Origin of the sequence: Dorea amylophila, from assembly GCF_025567265.1 — a bacterium.
In the GTDB taxonomy this organism is placed as follows: Bacteria; Bacillota; Clostridia; order Lachnospirales; family Lachnospiraceae; genus Dorea_A; species Dorea_A amylophila.
Window position 1 is genome coordinate 76,415 of record NZ_JAOQJW010000015.1, and the last position, 18,779, is coordinate 95,193.

Below are 18,779 nucleotides of genomic sequence, written 5' to 3' on the forward strand. Positions count from 1 at the left end.
GGGCAGATATCTGTATAATGATATCTGCCTTTTGCTATTCGTATACTTTCATAGGTTCTCTTCAAATTAGATAGGAAGTTCAAGATAGATATCTTTTCCTTCTTTGATAGAGATGACTACTTTGCCATGTTTAATTGTAGTAACAGCACCCTGAACGCTTGCAACAGGTGCGGCTTCGGCAGGAACTTCCTCTTCAGCAGGAGCTTCTTCTGCTGCTAAATCGTCATCTGATTTGAATCCTTCTACGTTATCTGCTGTCAGTGGACAGAGGGAATCACTTGTTTTTGTTAATTTTGCCCCAAGAACCTGTCCGATCTTCAGACATCCGTCAAGATTTAAAAGACCTGAATCTACTAATTCATCGAAGATTGCAGGATCCTCTAAGTTTGCCGGTTCAATTGTAATTCCGCCTTCTGCTCTACAGCATAATACGGCAGGATCATTTGCATGTGCTTTCGCTGTTTCAGCTGTAATTGACATACCGAATACCTCCTAAATATTCATATTTATTTTCTATGAATAGTATAGACTTTTCTAATTAAATTTTCCAATTGCTTTTTCCGATAAAAGACAGCTGGAATAGATAACCTCTATAGAACAAAGAAATAAGAATCAGCTTAAAAAATATATAGAATCTTTCTATAAGTATATGAGAATAACCAATTGGAAATATAAAGGAAACAGGAATATAATAATATCAAACGATAATATTGTTAGTGGCAGGGATCAGCCACATTCCCTTCTCTTAAAGCCCTTTTCCTGAGGATGTCGATATCGGGACGACATTTCCAGGAAAAGGGCTTTGACGTTATATAGAATGATAAGTTATAATGAATCATATGTTCGAGAAAGTAAAATAAATGGGGAAGCAATAGAAAATGAAAAATACAGAAAAAAAAGATGAAGACCTTGTTAAGATCGTACAACCTCTAGTGGACTGGTACCGCGAGAATAAAAGAGATCTTCCGTGGCGCCATAACCCGGACGCTTACCGGGTGTGGATATCCGAGATTATGCTGCAGCAGACAAGGGTGGAAGCTGTAAAAGGATATTACGACCGCTTTTTAAAAGCACTTCCGACAGTGAAGGATCTCGCAGAAGCAGAAGAGGATAAACTCCTGAAGCTATGGGAAGGTCTTGGATATTATAACCGTGTCAGGAATATGCAGAAGGCAGCACAGCAGATCATGGTTGATCATGAAGGCATATTTCCGGATACTTATGAAGAAATTCTGCAATTGAAAGGAATCGGCAATTACACGGCGGGGGCTATCAGCGCATTTGCATACGGAATCCCGAAGCCGGCAGTGGATGGTAACGTACTCCGGGTGATTTCCAGGATCACCGGAAGTTATGAAGATATCATGAAGCAGAGTGTCCGCAAGAAGATTGAAAACACACTGGAACAGGTGATACCATCCGATGCTGCCAGTGATTTCAATCAGGGACTGATCGAGCTGGGAGCAATCGTGTGTGTGCCGAACGGAGAACCGAAATGTGAGGAATGTCCGGTAAAAGAATATTGTATTGCGTGCAAGGAGAAGCTAACGACAGAGATACCGGTAAAGAAAAAGGCAAAAACCAGAAAGATCGAAGAAAGAACCATTCTGATATTCAAAGACGGTAAGCGGATTGCAATCCGGAAGCGCCCGGCAAAAGGTCTGCTGGCAGGACTGTATGAATTTCCGAATGTGGAAGGTAAGCTTTCGATGGACGAAGTTACGGAGTACAGCAAGACGATCGGTCTGATGCCGGTACGTGTGCAGGAACTTCCGGAAGCAAAGCATATCTTCAGTCATATCGAATGGCATATGACAGGATATGAGGTGATCGTAGATGAGCTGGAGAAGACGAATGAGGAAGGATTTCTGTTTATTCATCCGGAGGAGATCAGGAAGGAGTATTCGATTCCGTCGGCGTTTGAAAAGTATACAGGGTATGCGGGGATTGAACGGTAGTGATTGGAAAAACAATGGAAATTAAAAAGATGCAGATAACTGTCAGTTATATAACAGTTACCTGCATCTTTCTATAGATTCATAATTATTCATATTACGTCGGCTGTTGGGAAAGCTTAGGAGCTTTCTTGTCTGCTGCAACATATACGAATGGATAGATAATGCATGCCATCGTAACAGCTGCGATCACATCGGTCACGGAATGCTGCTTTAAGAACATTGTGGACAGAATGATAAGTGCAGCCAGAATGTAAGCGCTGATCTGGATCCATCTGTGCTTTTTCAGATCATTACTATGTGAGATGGCAATGCCTGCACCGATAGAGTTGAATACATGGATGCTTGGAAGCACGTTCGTCGGTGTATCTGTTTTATACAGAACTTTTACCATATCGGTAAATATATTGTCTCGTGGAAATACAGTTGGCCTTAAATTTAATGCATTTGGAAAGACCGTACATATGATCAGGAAGATTGTCATACCTGAAAATAAAAAAGCACATAGTCTGTAAAATCCCCATTTATCCTTAATCAGGAAATAAGCCACAGTCACAGCAATGAATATGAACCACAACAAATAAGGGATAATAAAATATTCAATAAACGGAATATGATTATCAATTGGAGAGTGTATCATATAATGTCGTGCATCTGTGCGCTTTTCAAGGTAAACAAACCATGGCATATAGATCAGAAAGTATGATAATACCCATGCATGACGGTACTTCTTCAAAAAACTCTTTGCTTTATCAATGGCTTTCATATGAACTACCCCTTTTTAAGCCTTTGTTATTATCTTATCTCGTTTCAAAGCGCATTATAACATGAAAAAAATGAATCAACAATAATGTTCATGGAATATTAACAAAATTAATAATACATTTTCTTTTTCTCAAATATCTGCATGTCGTAAGAAAGTGTTCCTTTCTTTAACGCATCTGGTGTACGAAGTGTCCATACAGCAATCGGAAGATGCAGAATATGCTTTAAAAACCATACTTCAAATCTCGGAAGGTCTGCGAGTTTATACGAGATAAAATCAGGACGTCCGAGTACATTGCCGAGCAGATGTTTTACAATAAAAGACAGTATCCATGGTTCCGGAATATTGTCTGCAGTCAGATTGGAAGAAAGCTGACCTCTCAGGACATGTGGCGCATGGCGGCGGAACCACCAGATGCCAAGTGTGTTAAAGGACTGCACCATATAAGGACCGTTATAGTTTTTCAGGGCTTCCCATGTCTTTTCGCAGATACTGAGAGAAGATTTCGGAATCTTAAGTTCGATCAGAAGCGGCACCTGCCCGTCTACCAGAGAAAGTACATCAGAAAAAAGAGGGATGGTTTCAGTGGTATCCTGTAACCGGCAGCGCTGCAGTTCTTTTGACGGAAGTATCTCAACTGCTTCCGGGCGTCCGCAGATACGTGACAGATCATCATCGTGAAATACGACAAGTTTTCCGTCGGTTGACAGATGTACATCCAGTTCAATTCCGTATCCGTGTGAGATTGCAGCCCGGAAAGAAGAAAGGGAATTTTCCGGAATTCCCTTTTCAATACAGTGGTATCCGCGGTGTGCGAACATAGTATGGAGAAATGGGCGGATTTGCTGTTTGTGGGACAGCCTCGGCCAGATCAGATAAAAGTAGAACGATGTGAAAAATATAATAATTCCGGCAATTAGTAAACGCATAAAATAACCTCCCTGTGTACAGAATTATTTACAAGGCGTAATAATACGTAACTTCTCTTTTTCCAGATGTACATGGATGTCAGACTGCAGAAAGACCGGCTCGCCGTCGGTATGTACAGGCAGTGCGCGGTCACTGGTGATCGTGACTTCTGTGCAGGTGTCCAGAGTGATTCCACGGAAACGGGTATGCCATCCTTTGAATGCTGTCGGAAGCAGGCAGAGAACCTTAAGCCGTGTCAGTTCTGAGACAGTAATGATATTCAGTCTGTCATCGGTCCCGCTGGCGGCAGGACAGAAGTTGAATCCGCCGCCTTCATATTTCAGATTCATAACTGCTGTAAAATAGACTTTGTGATAGGTTTTTATTTCACCGGTTTCGGTTGTGACAGTCATTGTGACCGGCTTTAATGTAAGCAGTTTATGAAGTGCAACACCGAGATAGGTAAGTTTCCCAAGTTTCAGACGGTTCAGAAAAGCTTTGAGCGGCGTGACCATTACCTGATGGCAGACTGCGGCATCAAAGCCGATACCGGTACTTACGGCAAAACGCCGGTGTTTATTTTCGTAATCCAGTACTCCGACATTCATGGCGGTGTAGTGCGAAGGAGAAAGAATCTGTTCCAGAGCACTGTGGATGTCCGTCGGAAGTCCCAGACCTCTGGCAAAGTCATTTCCTGAACCAAGCGGGATATATCCCAGTGTTACTTTGTCCAGATATCTGATCCCATCGATTACTTCGTTTAAAGTACCATCTCCTCCGAGGACAACAATCGTATGAGGAGCACCGTCGGAAGTCAGATCATGCACCAGACGGGTAGCATGATGCTGATATTTCGTAAATAAAACATTATATGCGATTTCTTTTTCCAGCAAAATTTTTTCAATCTGTTTCCAGAGAAGAATCCCTCTGCCGGATCTGGCATTGGGATTGGCAATAAACGTGTACATACCGTATTCATCCTTTGCTAATTCATAGATTTCAAAATGATCAGAACAATCCGTTCAGATAAGTAGTAAGGGATCGGCGCATATTACCCTCAAAATCAGCATCGCCACTCTTTAAACACCACTCAAATACATTTCCGATTACGATCATACGGATGTCGGTTGTGATATCCTCCAGATCAGCAGGAGGGGAAATGATTCCGGCATCAATTACGCGTTTCAGATAATCGTGAACGGTGATGATCGGATATGGTCTTTCCGTACGGATCAAAGGGTTCAGGGACTGATTCTTAGGTGTATAGTAATTGGCCATAAATTCAACTCCGAGCTCTTCGCAGTAGTGAACATAATTCAAGTAAACCGAGATGATTGCCTCTTTTGTCCCGGCAGCACTGGACGGAAGATCAAGAAGATTAGGATCCATACTCGGCTGTTCTTCAATATAATAAGAAAGAAGATCATCTTTTGTCTTGAAATGATGATAAAAACTTCCATTGGAGACACCGGCTTCTTCGCAGATGTTCTTGATCGACAGCTGCTCATAACCCTGCTTTTGCAGGATCCGTTTGGCTGCCTGAAAGATCTTGGTACGTGTTTCCCTGGATTTGAGTTGTTGTTTTGAGAGTCCTTGTATTTCCTGATTCATAAGTAAAAGCCCCTTTAAGTATTTCTGTTTTTCTGATAAGTTCAAGTAGCTTCAGTATAACATAGAGAAAATACATTTTCAAGAAAACAGAGTGAACTCTGTATTATAGACGCCATTGCATACAGTGGGGAATTCAGTTATAATTATCCGCGTAATAAAGAAGTATAAATTCTTTGAATACGGCAAGAAAGGGAAAGACAAAACATATGGATATTAATCAGGTGATTACCGGGGAACTTGGAGTCAAAAGATGGCAGGTCGATGCGGCGGTAAAATTAATCGATGAAGGCAATACGATCCCGTTTATCGCAAGATATAGAAAAGAAGTCACGGGAACATTGGACGATGCTCAGCTGCGAACATTGTATGAGAGACTGGTATATCTGCGCAATCTGGAAGAAAAGAAAGAACAGGTTCTGTCAAGTATAGAGGAACAGGGAAAACTCACCGGAGAATTAAAAAAGCAGATTCTGGCAGCAGAGACGATGGTTGTGGTAGAAGATCTCTACCGTCCGTATCGTCCAAAACGCCGGACACGTGCCATGATCGCAAAGGAAAAAGGACTGGAGCCGCTTGCAGCAGTCATCACGCTTCAAAAAGCAGATAAACCGGTAGAAGTGTATGCAGAAGAATATGTGAATCCGGAAAAAGAAGTGAATTCTGTAAAAGAAGCAATTGATGGAGCAAAGGATATCATTGCCGAGTCAGTATCGGATGAAGCAGATTACAGAATCTGGATCCGTAAAGCAACCGTACAGCACGGGAAAGTAATCTCACAGGCAAAAGACGAAAATGCGGAGTCTGTATACGAGATGTATTATGATTTCGAAGAACCGGTAAACAGACTTGCCGGACACAGAGTGCTTGCATTGAACCGTGGAGAAAAAGAAAAGTTCCTTACGGTGAAGATTGAGGCACCGCAGGACGATATCTTAAGATATCTGGAAAAGAAGATGATCCACAGTGATAATCCGCATACCACACCGATCTTAAAGGAAGCGGCAGAGGACAGCTATAAGCGTCTCATTGCACCTGCGATTGAGCGTGAGATACGAAGTGACCTGACAGAGAAGGCAGAGGACGGGGCAATCAGCGTATTCAAGAAGAATCTGCATCAGCTTCTGATGCAGCCGCCAATCGTAGGACAGACTGTACTTGGATGGGATCCAGCATTCCGTACCGGCTGTAAACTTGCAGTTGTTGATCCGACCGGTAAAGTCATCGGAACAACGGTTATCTATCCGACTGCTCCGACGACACCGAAGAAAATCCAGGCATCCAAAGATTTGCTGAAAAAGATTATTGAAAAATATAACATTACATTGATCTCTGTTGGAAATGGTACCGCATCCAGAGAATCTGAGCAGTTCATTGTAGAATTATTAAAAGAGATTCCGCAGAAAGTGCAGTATGTAATTGTAAATGAAGCAGGAGCTTCCGTATATTCGGCAAGTAAGCTTGCATCGGAAGAATTCCCGAAGTTTGACGTTGGACAGAGAAGTGCGACATCCATTGCAAGAAGACTGCAGGATCCATTGGCAGAACTTGTGAAGATTGATCCGAAATCCATCGGTGTCGGACAGTATCAGCATGATATGAACCAGAAAAAGTTAAGTGAAGCTTTATCCGGTGTTGTGGAAGACTGTGTAAATAAAGTCGGAGTTGACCTGAATACGGCATCGGCACCGCTCCTTTCTTATATTTCCGGAATATCCGGAGCAATTGCTAAGAATATTGTGGCATACAGAGAAGAGAACGGAAGATTCACAGACAGAAAGCAACTTTTGAAAGTTGCAAAACTCGGACCAAAAGCCTTTGAGCAGTGCGCCGGATTCATGAGAATCCAGAATGGTACAAATCCGTTAGACGGAACTAGTGTACATCCGGAGTCCTATGAAGCTGCAGAAAAACTGCTGAAGAAACAGGGATTTTCATTGGAAGACATCAGCGGAGGAAAGCTAACCGGACTTTCCCTCACGATCAAAGACTATGCAAGACTTGCCGGGGAACTGGAGATTGGAGAGATCACCCTCCGGGATATTGTGAAAGAACTGGAAAAACCGGGACGTGACCCGCGTGACGAAATGCCGAAACCGATCTTAAGAACAGATGTCTTAGATATGAAAGACTTAAAGGAAGGCATGATCCTGAAAGGAACCGTAAGAAATGTCATTGACTTTGGTGTGTTTGTAGATATCGGAGTGCACCAGGATGGACTGGTACACATTTCCGAGATCACGGATAAGAAATTCATCAAGCATCCGCTGGAAGTGGTAAGCGTTGGCGATATCGTGGATGTAAAAGTGATGAGCGTGGATCTTAAGAAGAAGAGGATCCAGCTTACGATGAAAGGAATTTCATAATCCGGGAAAGAAAGTACGGAGAGAGGATGGAGCACATGAAAAAAAGTTGGGAAAAAATAATCAAAACCATTCTGGGAGTTCTGGTCGGCAATCTTGTATTGTCGTTTGCTGTGGCAGCGTTTATCGTGCCGAATGGGATCATTATGGGAGGTGCGACTGGTATCGGTCTTACGATCAGCCATTATTTTCAGGTGAACCTATCGATGATTATTTTGGCGATCAATGCGGTGCTGTTCGTTCTCGGTGCAGTATTTTTGGGAAAGAAGTTTGCATTGACAACGATCATCAGTTCCTTTATTTATCCAATATTTCTGTCGATGGCACAGTCCATTCCGGGAATAGACAAAGTGACGCAGGATAATGCTATGCTTGCGGCATTATATGGAGGGGTTCTCCTTGGAATCGGTATCGGACTGGTGGTAAGAGTAGGTGCTTCTACCGGTGGAACAGATATACTGGCACTTGTGTTACACAAATGGTTTCATGTCCCGGTAGCGGTATTCTTGTATATCGTAGATTTTTCGGTGCTGGGATTTCAGATGCTGTTTTCAGATTCGGAACAGATACTGTATGGTATTCTGAATTTGTTTTTAAGTACGGTTGTGCTGAACCGGGTGATGCTTCTTGGGAAGTCACAGATCCAGTTATTTGTAATTTCGGACAAATACAGAGAAATCCGTCAGAAAGTCTTAACGGATATTGATGCCGGAGTGACGATGGTAGACATCGAGACCGGTTATGGAGAGCAGAAGCAGCAGGGCGTATTATGTGTTATCCACAGCAGAAAGCTGTATTCGGTAAAAGAGGCGATTCAGGAGATCGATCCGAAAGCATTTATCACGATCACGCAGATCAATGAGGTGAGAGGACGCGGATTTACAATGGAAAAGCTGCGTTACGACGAATTGAATCTTACGAAAAACTAGACTTTACAGGTATTGTGAGTTAGAATGTTAACAAAGATTGAAGGAAGGACGAGGTATCATTTATGGAGAAATATACTGGCAAATCAATATTTAAAGGAATTGCAATTGGAAAAATATTGTTCTACCAGAAGGGAGAACAGCCTGTAAAACGTGTGAAAATAGAGGATACTGCAGAACAGATCAAACGTTACGAGGATGCACGCGCAAAGGCAGCAGAGCAGTTACAGGGACTGTATGAAAAAGCATTAAAAGAAGTCGGAGAAGCGAATGCTGCTGTATTTGAAGTACATCAGATGATGCTGGAAGATGATGATTATATTGATTCTGTTGTTAATATCATCGAGACACAGCAGGTAAACGCAGAATTTGCCGTTGCTACAACAGGAGATAACTTTGCGAAGATGTTTGCAGAGATGGAAGATGATTATTTCAAAGCGAGAGCAGCAGATGTAAAAGATATCTCGGAACGTATGGTAAATATCTTAAGTGGGAACGAAAGCGGTGGAGCCATCGGTGATGAACCTGTGATCGTTGTGGCAGAAGATCTTGCACCAAGTGAGACGGTCCAGATGGACAAGGAGAAGCTCCTTGCATTCGTAACCAGACTTGGATCTGCAAATTCACATACAGCAATCCTTGCAAGAACGATGAACATCCCGGCACTGATCGAAGTTGATATTAAAGAAGAGTGGAACGGGAAGATGGCGGTTGTAGACGGTTACACAGGAACATTCTACATTGATCCGGATGAAGAAACTTTAAAGAAAATGCAGGAAAAGAAAGAAGAAGACATCAAAGCAAGAGAACTTCTTCAGGAATTAAAAGGAAAAGAAGATATAACAGTAGACGGAAAACATATCAAATTATATGCAAATATCGGCGGTGTAAAAGATGTTACAAGTGTACTGGCCAATGATGCGGCTGGAATCGGTCTGTTCAGAAGTGAATTCTTATATCTGGAAGCGGATAATTATCCGGATGAAGAAGCACAGTTCCAGGCATACAAGACAGTAGCCGAGAACATGGCAGGTAAGAAGGTAATTGTACGTACACTGGATATCGGTGCGGACAAGCAGGTGGATTATTTCAACCTTGATCATGAAGAAAATCCGGCCATGGGATACCGTGCGATCCGTATCTGTCTGGACAGAAGAGATATCTTCCGTACACAGCTGCGGGCACTTCTTCGTGCAAGCGCATATGGTAACATTGGAATTATGTATCCAATGATCATTTCTGTAGATGAAGTGAAAGAGATCAAGAAGATCGTAGAGTCTATCAAAGCAGAACTGACAGAAAAAGGAATCGAGTACGGTGAAGTTGAACAGGGTATTATGATCGAGACACCGGCAGCAGTGATGATCAGCGATCTTCTGGCAGAGGAAGTTGACTTCTTCAGTATCGGAACAAACGACCTGACTCAGTATACACTGGCAATTGACAGACAGAACAGCAAACTTGACAATATTTATGATTCACATCATCCTGCAGTGCTCCGCATGATCCAGAAGACAATCGAGAACGGACACAAAGCAGGATGCTGGGTTGGTATCTGCGGAGAACTTGGAGCAGATATGACTTTGACAGAGACATTCCTTAAGATGGGAATCGATGAATTGTCTGTATCTCCGACATTTGTTCTTCCGATCAGAAAACTGATCCGTGAGATGAGCACAAAATAATGGTTGCATAGACGGTTATGCCGTACTATAATATGAGACGAAAGAAGATTCTTCGGGGCAGGGTGTGATTCCCAACCGGCGGTAAAGTCCGCGAACTGGTCATTGAAGAATTTCTGGTCAGAGATATCTGGACAGATGTTATCAATGTGATGATCAGCCGATCTGGTGAGATTCCGGAACCGACAGTAAAGTCTGGATGAGAGAAGGATGATATGATATTACAGAATTATCAGAATGATATGATTGCCCCGTTGCCCTTTTGGGTGACGGGGTTTTTGTCTGAAATGTGAATATCGTATGGTTCAAAATAAGAAGTTTCTTCCTTTAGAATATAATTCGGTTTAAAGGAGAAAGAAAGATGAGTACAAAAGTAATGACAAGACAAAATGAAAAAAACAGAAACAAAATCAGGACAATGGCACAGATTGGTATGTTATCGGCAATCGCAACAGTATTGATGTTGTTCGAAATTCCGCTTCCGTTCGCTCCGTCCTTCTATGAGATAGATTTCAGCGAAGTACCAATCCTGATCGGAAGCTTTGCAATGGGACCACTCGCCGGAGCGGCAATAGAACTTATCAAGATCTTACTGAACTTTGCAATCAACGGAACTATGACAGCGGGAGTCGGAGAAATCGCAAACTTCCTGATCGGCTGTTCACTGGTTGTGCCGGCCGCATTGATCTACCATAAGAAACATACCAGAACCGGAGCAGTAGCCGGAATGGCAGCGGGAACCGTATTCATGACAGTAGTCGGATGTTTTCTGAATGCCTTCGTATTACTACCGGCATATGCCAAAGCATTCGGTATGCCGATCGACGGCCTGGTTGGAATGGGAACTGCCGTAAACAAACATATCACAGACCTTAAGACTTTTGTGATGCTGGCAGTCGGACCATTCAATCTGCTGAAAGGTATACTGGTATCTTTGATCGTGTTCCTGGTTTATAAAAAAATCAGTCCGATATTGAAGATGAATGCGTAATTTGGGATTTCATTTATTAACTGGGAAGCGGCCTCTCGGTCCTTGAAGGAAACAATAGATAAGGCTTCTTGTTCAGGTTCCATACCATAAGAAACACTAAGAGAGTCAGAATCACCTAAAAGCAAAGGAACTACGCTCAAACTCGGCGTTCGCCTCAAACACGTTCGCTTCGTTCCTTTAACGGTGCTTCTGACTCTCTAATTGTTTCTAACGGCATTCCACATTCACAATAATCCTTATCTATTGTTTCCTTCAAGTCGTGACTGACAGCGGATGTTAATAAATGAAATGCCCGGAAGTGTAACCCGGTGGAGGCCACTACGGTTACGCATTTGTCATTTCATTCGTAAGGCATTTGATACACACGGAATAAAGCTTGGAAAGGTGTTCCAGTGAATGTGAAAGAGGCGTTGGTAATTCTTAAGGGGCAAAATTCTGCGTTAGGTTTTCAAAATTTGACTGTCTGAGGCGTATGCCGAGTTTCAAATTTTGAAAGCCTGCTTTTAGCAGAATTTTGCCCCTTTAGAATTGACCCGCCGATGGAACCTGAGCAGGAACGCCTTTTCAAGCTTTATTCCGGTTCGGGTATCCACAGCCTTCCTGAATTAAATCCCAATTAAATTTATTCCGCCGGGCAGATTTCCACCCAATACCCATCCGGATCATTGATAAAATAGATACCCATCTCCGGGTTTTCGAAACAGACACAATCCATTTCCTTATGGAATGCCAGTGCCGCGTCCATATCATCTGTCTGCATTGCCAGATGAATCTCATTGTCTCCGAGATCGTAAGGTCTGTCCATATCGCGCAGCCATGTGAGCTCTAATTTGTGCGGGGTGGTATCATCTCCCATGAATACCAGCTTGAAGCTTCCGTCGGCAGCTTCTGTCTCTTTTGTAATCTTAAGTCCAAGTGCTTTTTGGTAGAATTCGATAGACTTGTCAAGATCGGCAACGTTAATGTTATTGTGATAAAATGTGAATTTCATACGTTTTCCTCCATTATTGATAAAAATTAATATATTTAAGCTGTTATCAGAAAGTATATCATGAGTAGCAGAAGAAAAAAAGATGTGTTATACTTAAAGATACTGAATACAGTGATTTCAAAAAATGGAAAGGGAGAGCTTATGATAATAGAGACAAACAGTGAGAAAGAGACTTGGGATCTGGGATTTAGTCTGGGTGAAAAAGCCTGCGCAGGACAGGTGTATACATTGGTGGGAGATCTGGGTGTCGGGAAGACGATATTTACCAAAGGTCTTGCCAAAGGACTGGGGATAGATGAACCGGTCAGCAGTCCTACATTTACCATTGTGCAGATCTATGATGAAGGAAGACTTCCCTTTTATCATTTTGATGTGTACCGAATCGGTGATGTGGAAGAGATGGATGAGATTGGCTATGAAGATTACATTTACGGAGAGGGCGTCAGCCTGATCGAGTGGGCTAATCTGATTGAAGAGATATTACCGGAACATTACACAGAGATTAAGATAGAAAAGGATCTGGAAAAAGGATTCGATTACCGGAGGATTACAATATGCGAATATTAGCATTAGACAGCTCAGGACTGGTCGCCAGTGTAGCTGTAGTAGAAGACGGGGCAGTGGATGACCAGGTCATTGCCGAATATACAGTCAATTATAAGAAGACACATTCACAGACATTACTTCCGATGCTGGACGAGATCGTGAAGATGACAGAACTGGATCTGCATACCGTAGATGCGATAGCGGTAGCCGGAGGGCCGGGATCATTTACGGGACTTCGTATCGGTTCTGCAACGGCCAAGGGACTTGGACTTGCGCTTGAGAAACCACTGATTCATATTCCGACATTGGAGGGACTTGCCTGCAATTTGTGTGGAATTGCAGATGTTGTATGTCCGATTATGGATGCAAGACGCGGGCAGGTGTATGCAGGAATCTATGAATTTGACGGGCAGAAGCTTCACATACTGGAAGACCAGATGGCAGTTCCGATAGAAGAACTGGGAGAAAAGCTGAAAAAGTATTTAAAAGAAGGAAGAAGAGTAACCTTCCTTGGCGACGGGGTCCCTGTGCATAAGACAAAGATCACAGAAGAGATCCTGCCGGGAGAAGCGGTTACATTTGCGCCGGCAAATATGAACCGGCAGAGAGCTGCATCCGTAGGAACACTGGGAATGCAGTATTATAAAGAAGGAAAGATTGAAACTGCGATGGAGCATGAACCGGAGTATCTCCGTGTGTCTCAGGCAGAAAGAGAACGGAAGGAGAGAATGGAGCATGTATAGATTTCAGTGCGATTATACAGAAGGAGCACATCCTGCAATTATGCAGAGGATGATAGAGACGAATATGGAGCAGACCAACGGATATGGGCTGGATCCATACTGCGACAGTGCAAGACAGAAGATTAAGGATCTGTGTGAATGTCAGGATATGGATGTGCATTTCCTGGTAGGAGGAACACAGACCAATACAACGGTGATCAGTGCGGCACTCCGCCCATATCAGGGAGCGGTCGCAGCGGTAAGCGGGCATATCAATGTACATGAGACAGGGGCAATTGAAGCAACCGGACATAAAGTACTGCCGCTTCCAAGTGAAGATGGAAAGATTGCTGCCGCACAAGTAGAAGAGATGTGCCATGCTCACTGGACGGATGGAAGTCAGGAGCATATGGTACAGCCGGGGATGGTATACATTTCCCATCCGACGGAAAACGGAACACTGTATACAAAGAAGGAATTAGCGGATCTGCATGAAGTATGCAGAAAATATGGTATGTTATTGTTTCTTGACGGAGCACGTCTGGGATATGGGCTGATGGCAGAGACAAATGATATCACACTTGCAGATCTTGCAAAGTATACAGATGTATTTTATATCGGTGGAACTAAGGTGGGCGCATTATTTGGTGAAGCTGTTGTGATCACTAACCGGGCATTGAAGAAAGATTTTCGCTATATGATCAAGCAGAATGGCGGAATGCTGGCAAAAGGACGTCTTCTTGGTATTCAGTTCGATACGCTGTTTACGGATGATCTTTATTTTAAGATATCCGCACATGCAGACGAATTGGCAATGAAGCTTAAAAAGATATTTCTGGAAAAAGGATATAGTCTGCGTTACGATTCCTATACGAATCAGCAGTTTCCGATCCTTCCGGACAGCCATATCGAAAAATTAAAAGAAAAATATGTATTTGAATTCTGGGAGAAGGTATCGGATACCGAAAGCGCAGTCAGATTCTGCACAAGCTGGGCGACAAAATCGGAAGTGGTAGATGAATTGATAAGGGATATCATGGCATGTTAGAAAATCAGATGGAATCAGATAAAATGATCGAAATAAGTGAGGCTGATTTTCCGGAACTTCCGGAGATTGCTGCATTGGAAAGAGAGATATTTCCTGATGCATGGAGTCTGAAAAGTCTGGAAGAGACGTGGAAGCAGAAGAATGCCGCAATATTTGTGGCAAAGACAAAAGAAGGAATGGCCGGCTATCTTATCTTCTATTACGTATTAGAGGAAGGTGAAATTGCAAGGATTGCAACGGCACATTCTGTGCGCAGACAAGGGGCAGCCAGTCAGATGTTCCGGAAACTGCTTGACTTCTGTCGGGAGCAGAAGATAACAAGAATCATGCTGGAAGTAAGAGAAAACAATGAAGCTGCCAGACAATTCTATGGAAAATGTGGATTTACGAAAGATGGGATCCGCAGGGATTACTATGAGAATCCCAAAGAAAATGCTGTTTTGATGTCCGTAAATCTGTAGGAAACAATGGTAATTCTTACAGCACTTTCCACTGGTCAGCATACAGATGAAAAGCTATAATATAGGCGTAACTGAGAAAATTACAGACAGAGAATAATGAAAAGAAAACGATGTAATGTATGAAAAACACCGGAAAAAACGGTGACAGGATTACAGGAGGAATGGTATGCGCCAGTTTAAGGAACGGACAAGAAAAGTAAAAGAAGTAACCAGTATTGTATGTAACAAATGTGGAAGAGTGATTCCGGTCGTAGAAGGGGTTCCGCAGGAAGACGTCCTGACAGTGGATAAGCAATGGGGATATTTTTCGGAAAAAGATAACCGGAGAGATCATTTTGACCTTTGTGAATCCTGTTATGATGAACTGACAAGGAACTTTAAGATTAAAATGGAAGAGGAATAGAGGAAAATTATGTTAGATGTATGTTTGTTAGGAACCGGAGGGATGATGCCGCTGCCGTACAGGTGGCTTACATCCCTGATGGTGCGTTACAATGGAAGCAGTCTTCTGGTCGACTGTGGAGAGGGAACACAGATTGCGATAAAAGAAAAGGGATGGAGCTTTAAACCGATCGACGTGATCTGTTTTACGCATTATCACGGAGATCATATCAGCGGACTTCCGGGGCTCCTTCTCACTATGGGAAATGCGGACCGTACCAAGCCGCTCACATTAATCGGACCAAAAGGACTGGAACGAGTGGTGAATGCACTGCGCGTGATCGCACCGGAGCTGCCGTTCCAGATTAAATATATGGAAATCACGGAGGCAGAGCAGACATTTGAGATGAATGGCTACCGCCTGAGAGCATTTCGTGTAAATCACAATGTGACTTGTTATGGTTATACGATGGAGATCGACCGTGCAGGAAAATTCGATGTAGAAAGAGCGAAGGCATCGAATATTCCACAGGAGTACTGGGGAATATTACAAAAAGGCGAGACGGTGGAGACAAAGAGACATATATATACACCGGATATGGTACTCGGGCCGGCAAGAAAAGGAATCAAGCTTACGTATACCACAGACACGAGACCTACGGAATCTATTAAGCAGAATGCAAAGCATTCGGATCTCTTTATCTGTGAAGGAATGTATGGCGAAAAGGATAAGCAGAAGAAAGCCAAAGAATATAAGCATATGACATTCTACGAAGCGGCACAGCTTGCAAAAGAAGCAGAAGTAAAAGAAATGTGGCTGACACATTATAGCCCGTCACTGACAAAACCAGAGGAATATATGGACGATGTCAAGGCAATATTCCCGAATTCAATCGCAGCAAAAGATAAGCGCTCGGTAGAACTGGTATTTGAAGATTAGGAGGGAAAATATGAGCGAGACAAAAGATGTATTAATACTGGCGATCGAAAGCTCTTGTGATGAGACAGCAGCGGCAGTTGTAAAGAATGGAAGGGAAGTACTGTCCAATGTCATTTCTTCACAGATTGCCCTGCATACGCTGTATGGAGGTGTTGTGCCTGAGATCGCTTCCAGAAAACATATCGAAAAGATTAATCAGGTTATCGAGGAAGCACTGAAAGAAGCAGAGGTAACACTGGATGATATCGATGCAATCGGAGTGACTTACGGACCGGGGCTGGTAGGTGCACTTCTGGTGGGGGTTGCAGAAGCAAAAGCAATCGCATACGCTGCAGGTAAGCCACTGGTCGGAGTGCATCATATCGAAGGACATATTGCAGCCAATTTTATAGAACACAAAGAATTAGAACCGCCATTTTTCTCATTGGTAGTATCCGGAGGACATACACATCTGGTACGTGTAAAAGATTATGGTAAATTTGATATCATCGGAAGAACCAGAGATGATGCTGCAGGAGAAGCATTTGACAAGGTGGCCCGTGCAATCGGACTGGGTTATCCGGGAGGACCGAAGATTGATAAGGTGGCCAGGAAAGGAAATCCGGATGCTATCGCATTCCCACGTGCAAATATAGAAGATGCACCATATGACTTCAGCTTTAGCGGATTAAAATCAGCTGTTCTGAATTATATCAACGGATGCAGGATGAAGGGTGAAGAATACAACCAGGCAGATATCGCAGCTTCTTTCCAGAAAGCAGTTACCGATGTACTGGTTGCGAAAGCTATGCATGCGGTGGAAGAATATAAGGTAGATAAATTTGCCATTGCAGGCGGTGTGGCATCGAATAGTGCTCTCCGTGCAGCTATGAAAGAAGCATGTGAAGATCGGGGAGTAAAATTCTATTATCCATCTCCGATTTTCTGTACGGATAATGCAGCGATGATCGGGGTAGCGGCTTATTACGAATACATGAATGGAACCAGAAGTGGATGGGATCTAAATGCGGTTCCTAATCTGAAACTCGGTGAGCGTTAATTTCAAAAAAACAGGCGGTGAACAACAAATGAAGAAGCGATGTGTGGCGATCGTACTTTCGGCAGGACAGGGAAAAAGAATGGGGACATCTATCCAGAAGCAGTATATAGAACTATGTGGAAAACCAATTATCTGTTACTGCCTGGAAGCATTTGAAAAGTCAGAAATTATTGATGATGTGATCATGGTAGCCGGAGCCGGGCAGGAAGACTATGTGACAGAAGAAATTGTAAATAAATATCATTTTGGAAAAGTGCGTGCAGTAATCCCGGGCGGAAAAGAACGTTATGATTCTGTTTGGAATGGGTTAAAGGCTATTCGTGACGGTATGGTCGGAGAAGAGGCAAAAGAAGGTTATGTCTATATTCATGACGGTGCCAGACCGTTCGTAGACGAACAGATTATAAAGAGAGGCTATGCATGCATAAAGGCAAATCGAGCATGTGTAGCAGGTGTGCCAAGCAAGGATACAGTAAAGATCGTAGATGAAAATCAATTTGCGGTCAATACACCTGTACGTAAATATGTATGGATTGTACAGACTCCGCAGGTATTTGAGACAGAGCTTATTACGCAGGCATATAAGAATCTGATGGAACATGACAGGGAAAATGTAACGGATGATGCCATGGTGGTAGAGCAGGAAATGCAGATTCCGGTGAAACTATATGAAGGTTCTTACTGTAATATTAAGATTACGACACCGGAAGATCTGGATACGGCAAAAGGATTTATTGAGCATATAAAAAGCTGACCGGAGTCTGTGAATAAGTCTTTGCAAAGAACTGTATTTATATACAAAAAATACAGAAAAATAAGAAAAATACAAAAAAATAAAAAAGTTTAAAAAAAGTATTGACGACAGCAAAAAGCTATGATAGAATACATCTTGTCGCTGAGGTGATACGGAAGCGGCAGACAAATAAATAGTTGGAGAGGTATCGAAGTGGTCATAACGAGGCGGTCTTGAAAACCGTTTGTCCGAGAGGGCGCGTGGGTTCGAATCCCACCCTCTCCGCTTTATAAAAACTACCAAGTTTTATCCTGGTAGTTTTTTATATGTCAAAGTATGCAAGGAAGCTGCTGGTGACATTTCTGTATGGAGAAATACCCAAGCTGGCCGAAGGGGCTCCCCTGGAAAGGGAGTAGGTCGTTAATAGCGGCGCGAGGGTTCAAATCCCTCTTTCTCCGTTTGGTTGATATATAAGCAGTATGAATAAAAAAGGTTTAGAAAAACTTATTGACAAAGTTCGACTGCTATGATATATTAACTTAGTCGTCGCAAGAGACAAGGTTGAAAGACAACAATGTTAATGCTTGAGATGATAAATTATCTTTTGAATCAATAAAAGTTGATTCGAAAAAAGAATAAAATAACAGTTGACAAACACAACTGCTTGTGATATTCTTAATAAGCTGTCGCTTGAGACAAACGAATGTTTGAGAAAGAG

18 protein-coding genes, 2 tRNA genes, 1 pseudogene and 1 riboswitch are annotated in these 18,779 nt (G+C 42.8%); of the genes and pseudogenes, 15 read left to right on the forward strand and 6 right to left on the reverse strand.

The genetic code is table 11. The annotated features are described in order from the left end of the window. Positions 1–66: 66 nt before the first annotated feature. Positions 67–480, reverse strand: coding sequence for a hypothetical protein (locus tag OCV72_RS10650; RefSeq protein ID WP_055283759.1), 414 nt, complete (start codon positions 478–480; stop codon positions 67–69). A gap of 446 nt (positions 481–926) precedes the next feature. On the opposite strand from OCV72_RS10650, the pseudogene mutY reads away from it, so the two are divergent. Next, a pseudogene (gene mutY, locus OCV72_RS10655) lies at positions 927–1,958 on the forward strand (A/G-specific adenine glycosylase); the annotation flags it as partial. Between the two features lie 94 nt (positions 1,959–2,052). On the opposite strand, the gene OCV72_RS10660 reads toward mutY, so the two are convergent. The 4 genes from OCV72_RS10660 to OCV72_RS10675 form a co-directional block, all read right to left on the reverse strand. Beyond that, positions 2,053–2,721 carry a phosphatase PAP2 family protein gene (locus OCV72_RS10660; RefSeq protein WP_055283761.1) on the reverse strand — a complete coding sequence of 223 codons (669 nt, stop codon included), beginning with the start codon at positions 2,719–2,721 and terminating at the stop codon, positions 2,053–2,055. 107 nt (positions 2,722–2,828) lie between these two features. After that, complete coding sequence (locus OCV72_RS10665; RefSeq protein ID WP_055283763.1) at positions 2,829–3,650, reverse strand: glycerophosphodiester phosphodiesterase; 822 nt, start codon at positions 3,648–3,650, stop codon at positions 2,829–2,831. Positions 3,651–3,674: 24 nt separating this feature from the next. Beyond that, entirely contained in the window at positions 3,675–4,598 is a 924-nt protein-coding gene (locus OCV72_RS10670; RefSeq protein WP_055283765.1) for a diacylglycerol/lipid kinase family protein, read from the reverse strand. A gap of 40 nt (positions 4,599–4,638) precedes the next feature. Further along, positions 4,639–5,241 carry a TetR/AcrR family transcriptional regulator gene (locus OCV72_RS10675; RefSeq protein ID WP_055283767.1) on the reverse strand — a complete coding sequence of 201 codons (603 nt, stop codon included), beginning with the start codon at positions 5,239–5,241 and terminating at the stop codon, positions 4,639–4,641. Between the two features lie 206 nt (positions 5,242–5,447). Between OCV72_RS10675 and OCV72_RS10680 the strand changes: the two genes are divergently transcribed. From OCV72_RS10680 to OCV72_RS10695, 4 genes are all read left to right on the forward strand, one after another. Further along, positions 5,448–7,604: a Tex family protein gene (locus OCV72_RS10680; RefSeq protein ID WP_055283791.1), complete on the forward strand. Its 2,157-nt coding sequence runs from the start codon at positions 5,448–5,450 to the stop codon at positions 7,602–7,604. 35 nt (positions 7,605–7,639) lie between these two features. Further along, the gene (locus OCV72_RS10685) at positions 7,640–8,530 is read left to right on the forward strand and encodes a YitT family protein (RefSeq protein ID WP_055283769.1); all 891 of its coding nucleotides are present in this window, start codon (positions 7,640–7,642) and stop codon (positions 8,528–8,530) included. A gap of 62 nt (positions 8,531–8,592) precedes the next feature. Then, positions 8,593–10,212, forward strand: a complete 1,620-nt coding sequence (ptsP, locus tag OCV72_RS10690) for a phosphoenolpyruvate--protein phosphotransferase (RefSeq protein WP_055283771.1) — start codon at positions 8,593–8,595, stop codon at positions 10,210–10,212. A 44-nt stretch (positions 10,213–10,256) separates the two neighbouring features. After that, a riboswitch (FMN riboswitch) is annotated at positions 10,257–10,424 on the forward strand. A 146-nt stretch (positions 10,425–10,570) separates the two neighbouring features. Then, positions 10,571–11,200 (forward strand): ECF transporter S component, encoded by a 630-nt coding sequence (locus OCV72_RS10695; RefSeq protein WP_055283773.1) that lies wholly within the window; start codon positions 10,571–10,573, stop codon positions 11,198–11,200. A 622-nt stretch (positions 11,201–11,822) separates the two neighbouring features. Here OCV72_RS10695 and OCV72_RS10700 read toward each other — a convergent pair. Continuing rightward, positions 11,823–12,191 carry a VOC family protein gene (locus tag OCV72_RS10700; protein ID WP_055283775.1) on the reverse strand — a complete coding sequence of 123 codons (369 nt, stop codon included), beginning with the start codon at positions 12,189–12,191 and terminating at the stop codon, positions 11,823–11,825. A 141-nt stretch (positions 12,192–12,332) separates the two neighbouring features. On the opposite strand from OCV72_RS10700, the gene tsaE reads away from it, so the two are divergent. From tsaE to OCV72_RS10750, 10 genes are all read left to right on the forward strand, one after another. Beyond that, complete coding sequence (tsaE, locus tag OCV72_RS10705) at positions 12,333–12,758, forward strand: tRNA (adenosine(37)-N6)-threonylcarbamoyltransferase complex ATPase subunit type 1 TsaE (protein WP_028088421.1); 426 nt, start codon at positions 12,333–12,335, stop codon at positions 12,756–12,758. Further along, positions 12,746–13,480 (forward strand): tRNA (adenosine(37)-N6)-threonylcarbamoyltransferase complex dimerization subunit type 1 TsaB, encoded by a 735-nt coding sequence (tsaB, locus tag OCV72_RS10710; protein WP_055283777.1) that lies wholly within the window; start codon positions 12,746–12,748, stop codon positions 13,478–13,480. The genes tsaE and tsaB overlap by 13 nt, the downstream gene beginning before the upstream one ends. Continuing rightward, positions 13,473–14,507, forward strand: coding sequence for a threonine aldolase family protein (locus tag OCV72_RS10715; RefSeq protein WP_055283779.1), 1,035 nt, complete (start codon positions 13,473–13,475; stop codon positions 14,505–14,507). Before tsaB ends, OCV72_RS10715 begins: the two co-directional genes overlap by 8 nt. Continuing rightward, on the forward strand, positions 14,501–14,968 hold the full coding sequence (rimI, locus tag OCV72_RS10720) for a ribosomal protein S18-alanine N-acetyltransferase (protein ID WP_242859250.1): 468 nt from the start codon (positions 14,501–14,503) through the stop codon (positions 14,966–14,968). Before OCV72_RS10715 ends, rimI begins: the two co-directional genes overlap by 7 nt. A gap of 166 nt (positions 14,969–15,134) precedes the next feature. After that, positions 15,135–15,371 carry a hypothetical protein gene (locus OCV72_RS10725; RefSeq protein ID WP_055283781.1) on the forward strand — a complete coding sequence of 79 codons (237 nt, stop codon included), beginning with the start codon at positions 15,135–15,137 and terminating at the stop codon, positions 15,369–15,371. 9 nt (positions 15,372–15,380) lie between these two features. Next, positions 15,381–16,289 carry a ribonuclease Z gene (locus tag OCV72_RS10730; RefSeq protein WP_055283783.1) on the forward strand — a complete coding sequence of 303 codons (909 nt, stop codon included), beginning with the start codon at positions 15,381–15,383 and terminating at the stop codon, positions 16,287–16,289. A gap of 10 nt (positions 16,290–16,299) precedes the next feature. Further along, positions 16,300–17,328: a tRNA (adenosine(37)-N6)-threonylcarbamoyltransferase complex transferase subunit TsaD gene (gene tsaD / locus OCV72_RS10735; RefSeq protein WP_055283785.1), complete on the forward strand. Its 1,029-nt coding sequence runs from the start codon at positions 16,300–16,302 to the stop codon at positions 17,326–17,328. 28 nt (positions 17,329–17,356) lie between these two features. Beyond that, positions 17,357–18,082 (forward strand): 2-C-methyl-D-erythritol 4-phosphate cytidylyltransferase, encoded by a 726-nt coding sequence (gene ispD / locus OCV72_RS10740; RefSeq protein ID WP_055283787.1) that lies wholly within the window; start codon positions 17,357–17,359, stop codon positions 18,080–18,082. A 178-nt stretch (positions 18,083–18,260) separates the two neighbouring features. After that, positions 18,261–18,346 (forward strand) — tRNA-Ser (locus tag OCV72_RS10745). Between the two features lie 83 nt (positions 18,347–18,429). After that, positions 18,430–18,519, forward strand: a tRNA-Ser gene (locus OCV72_RS10750). Positions 18,520–18,779 lie beyond the last annotated feature (260 nt).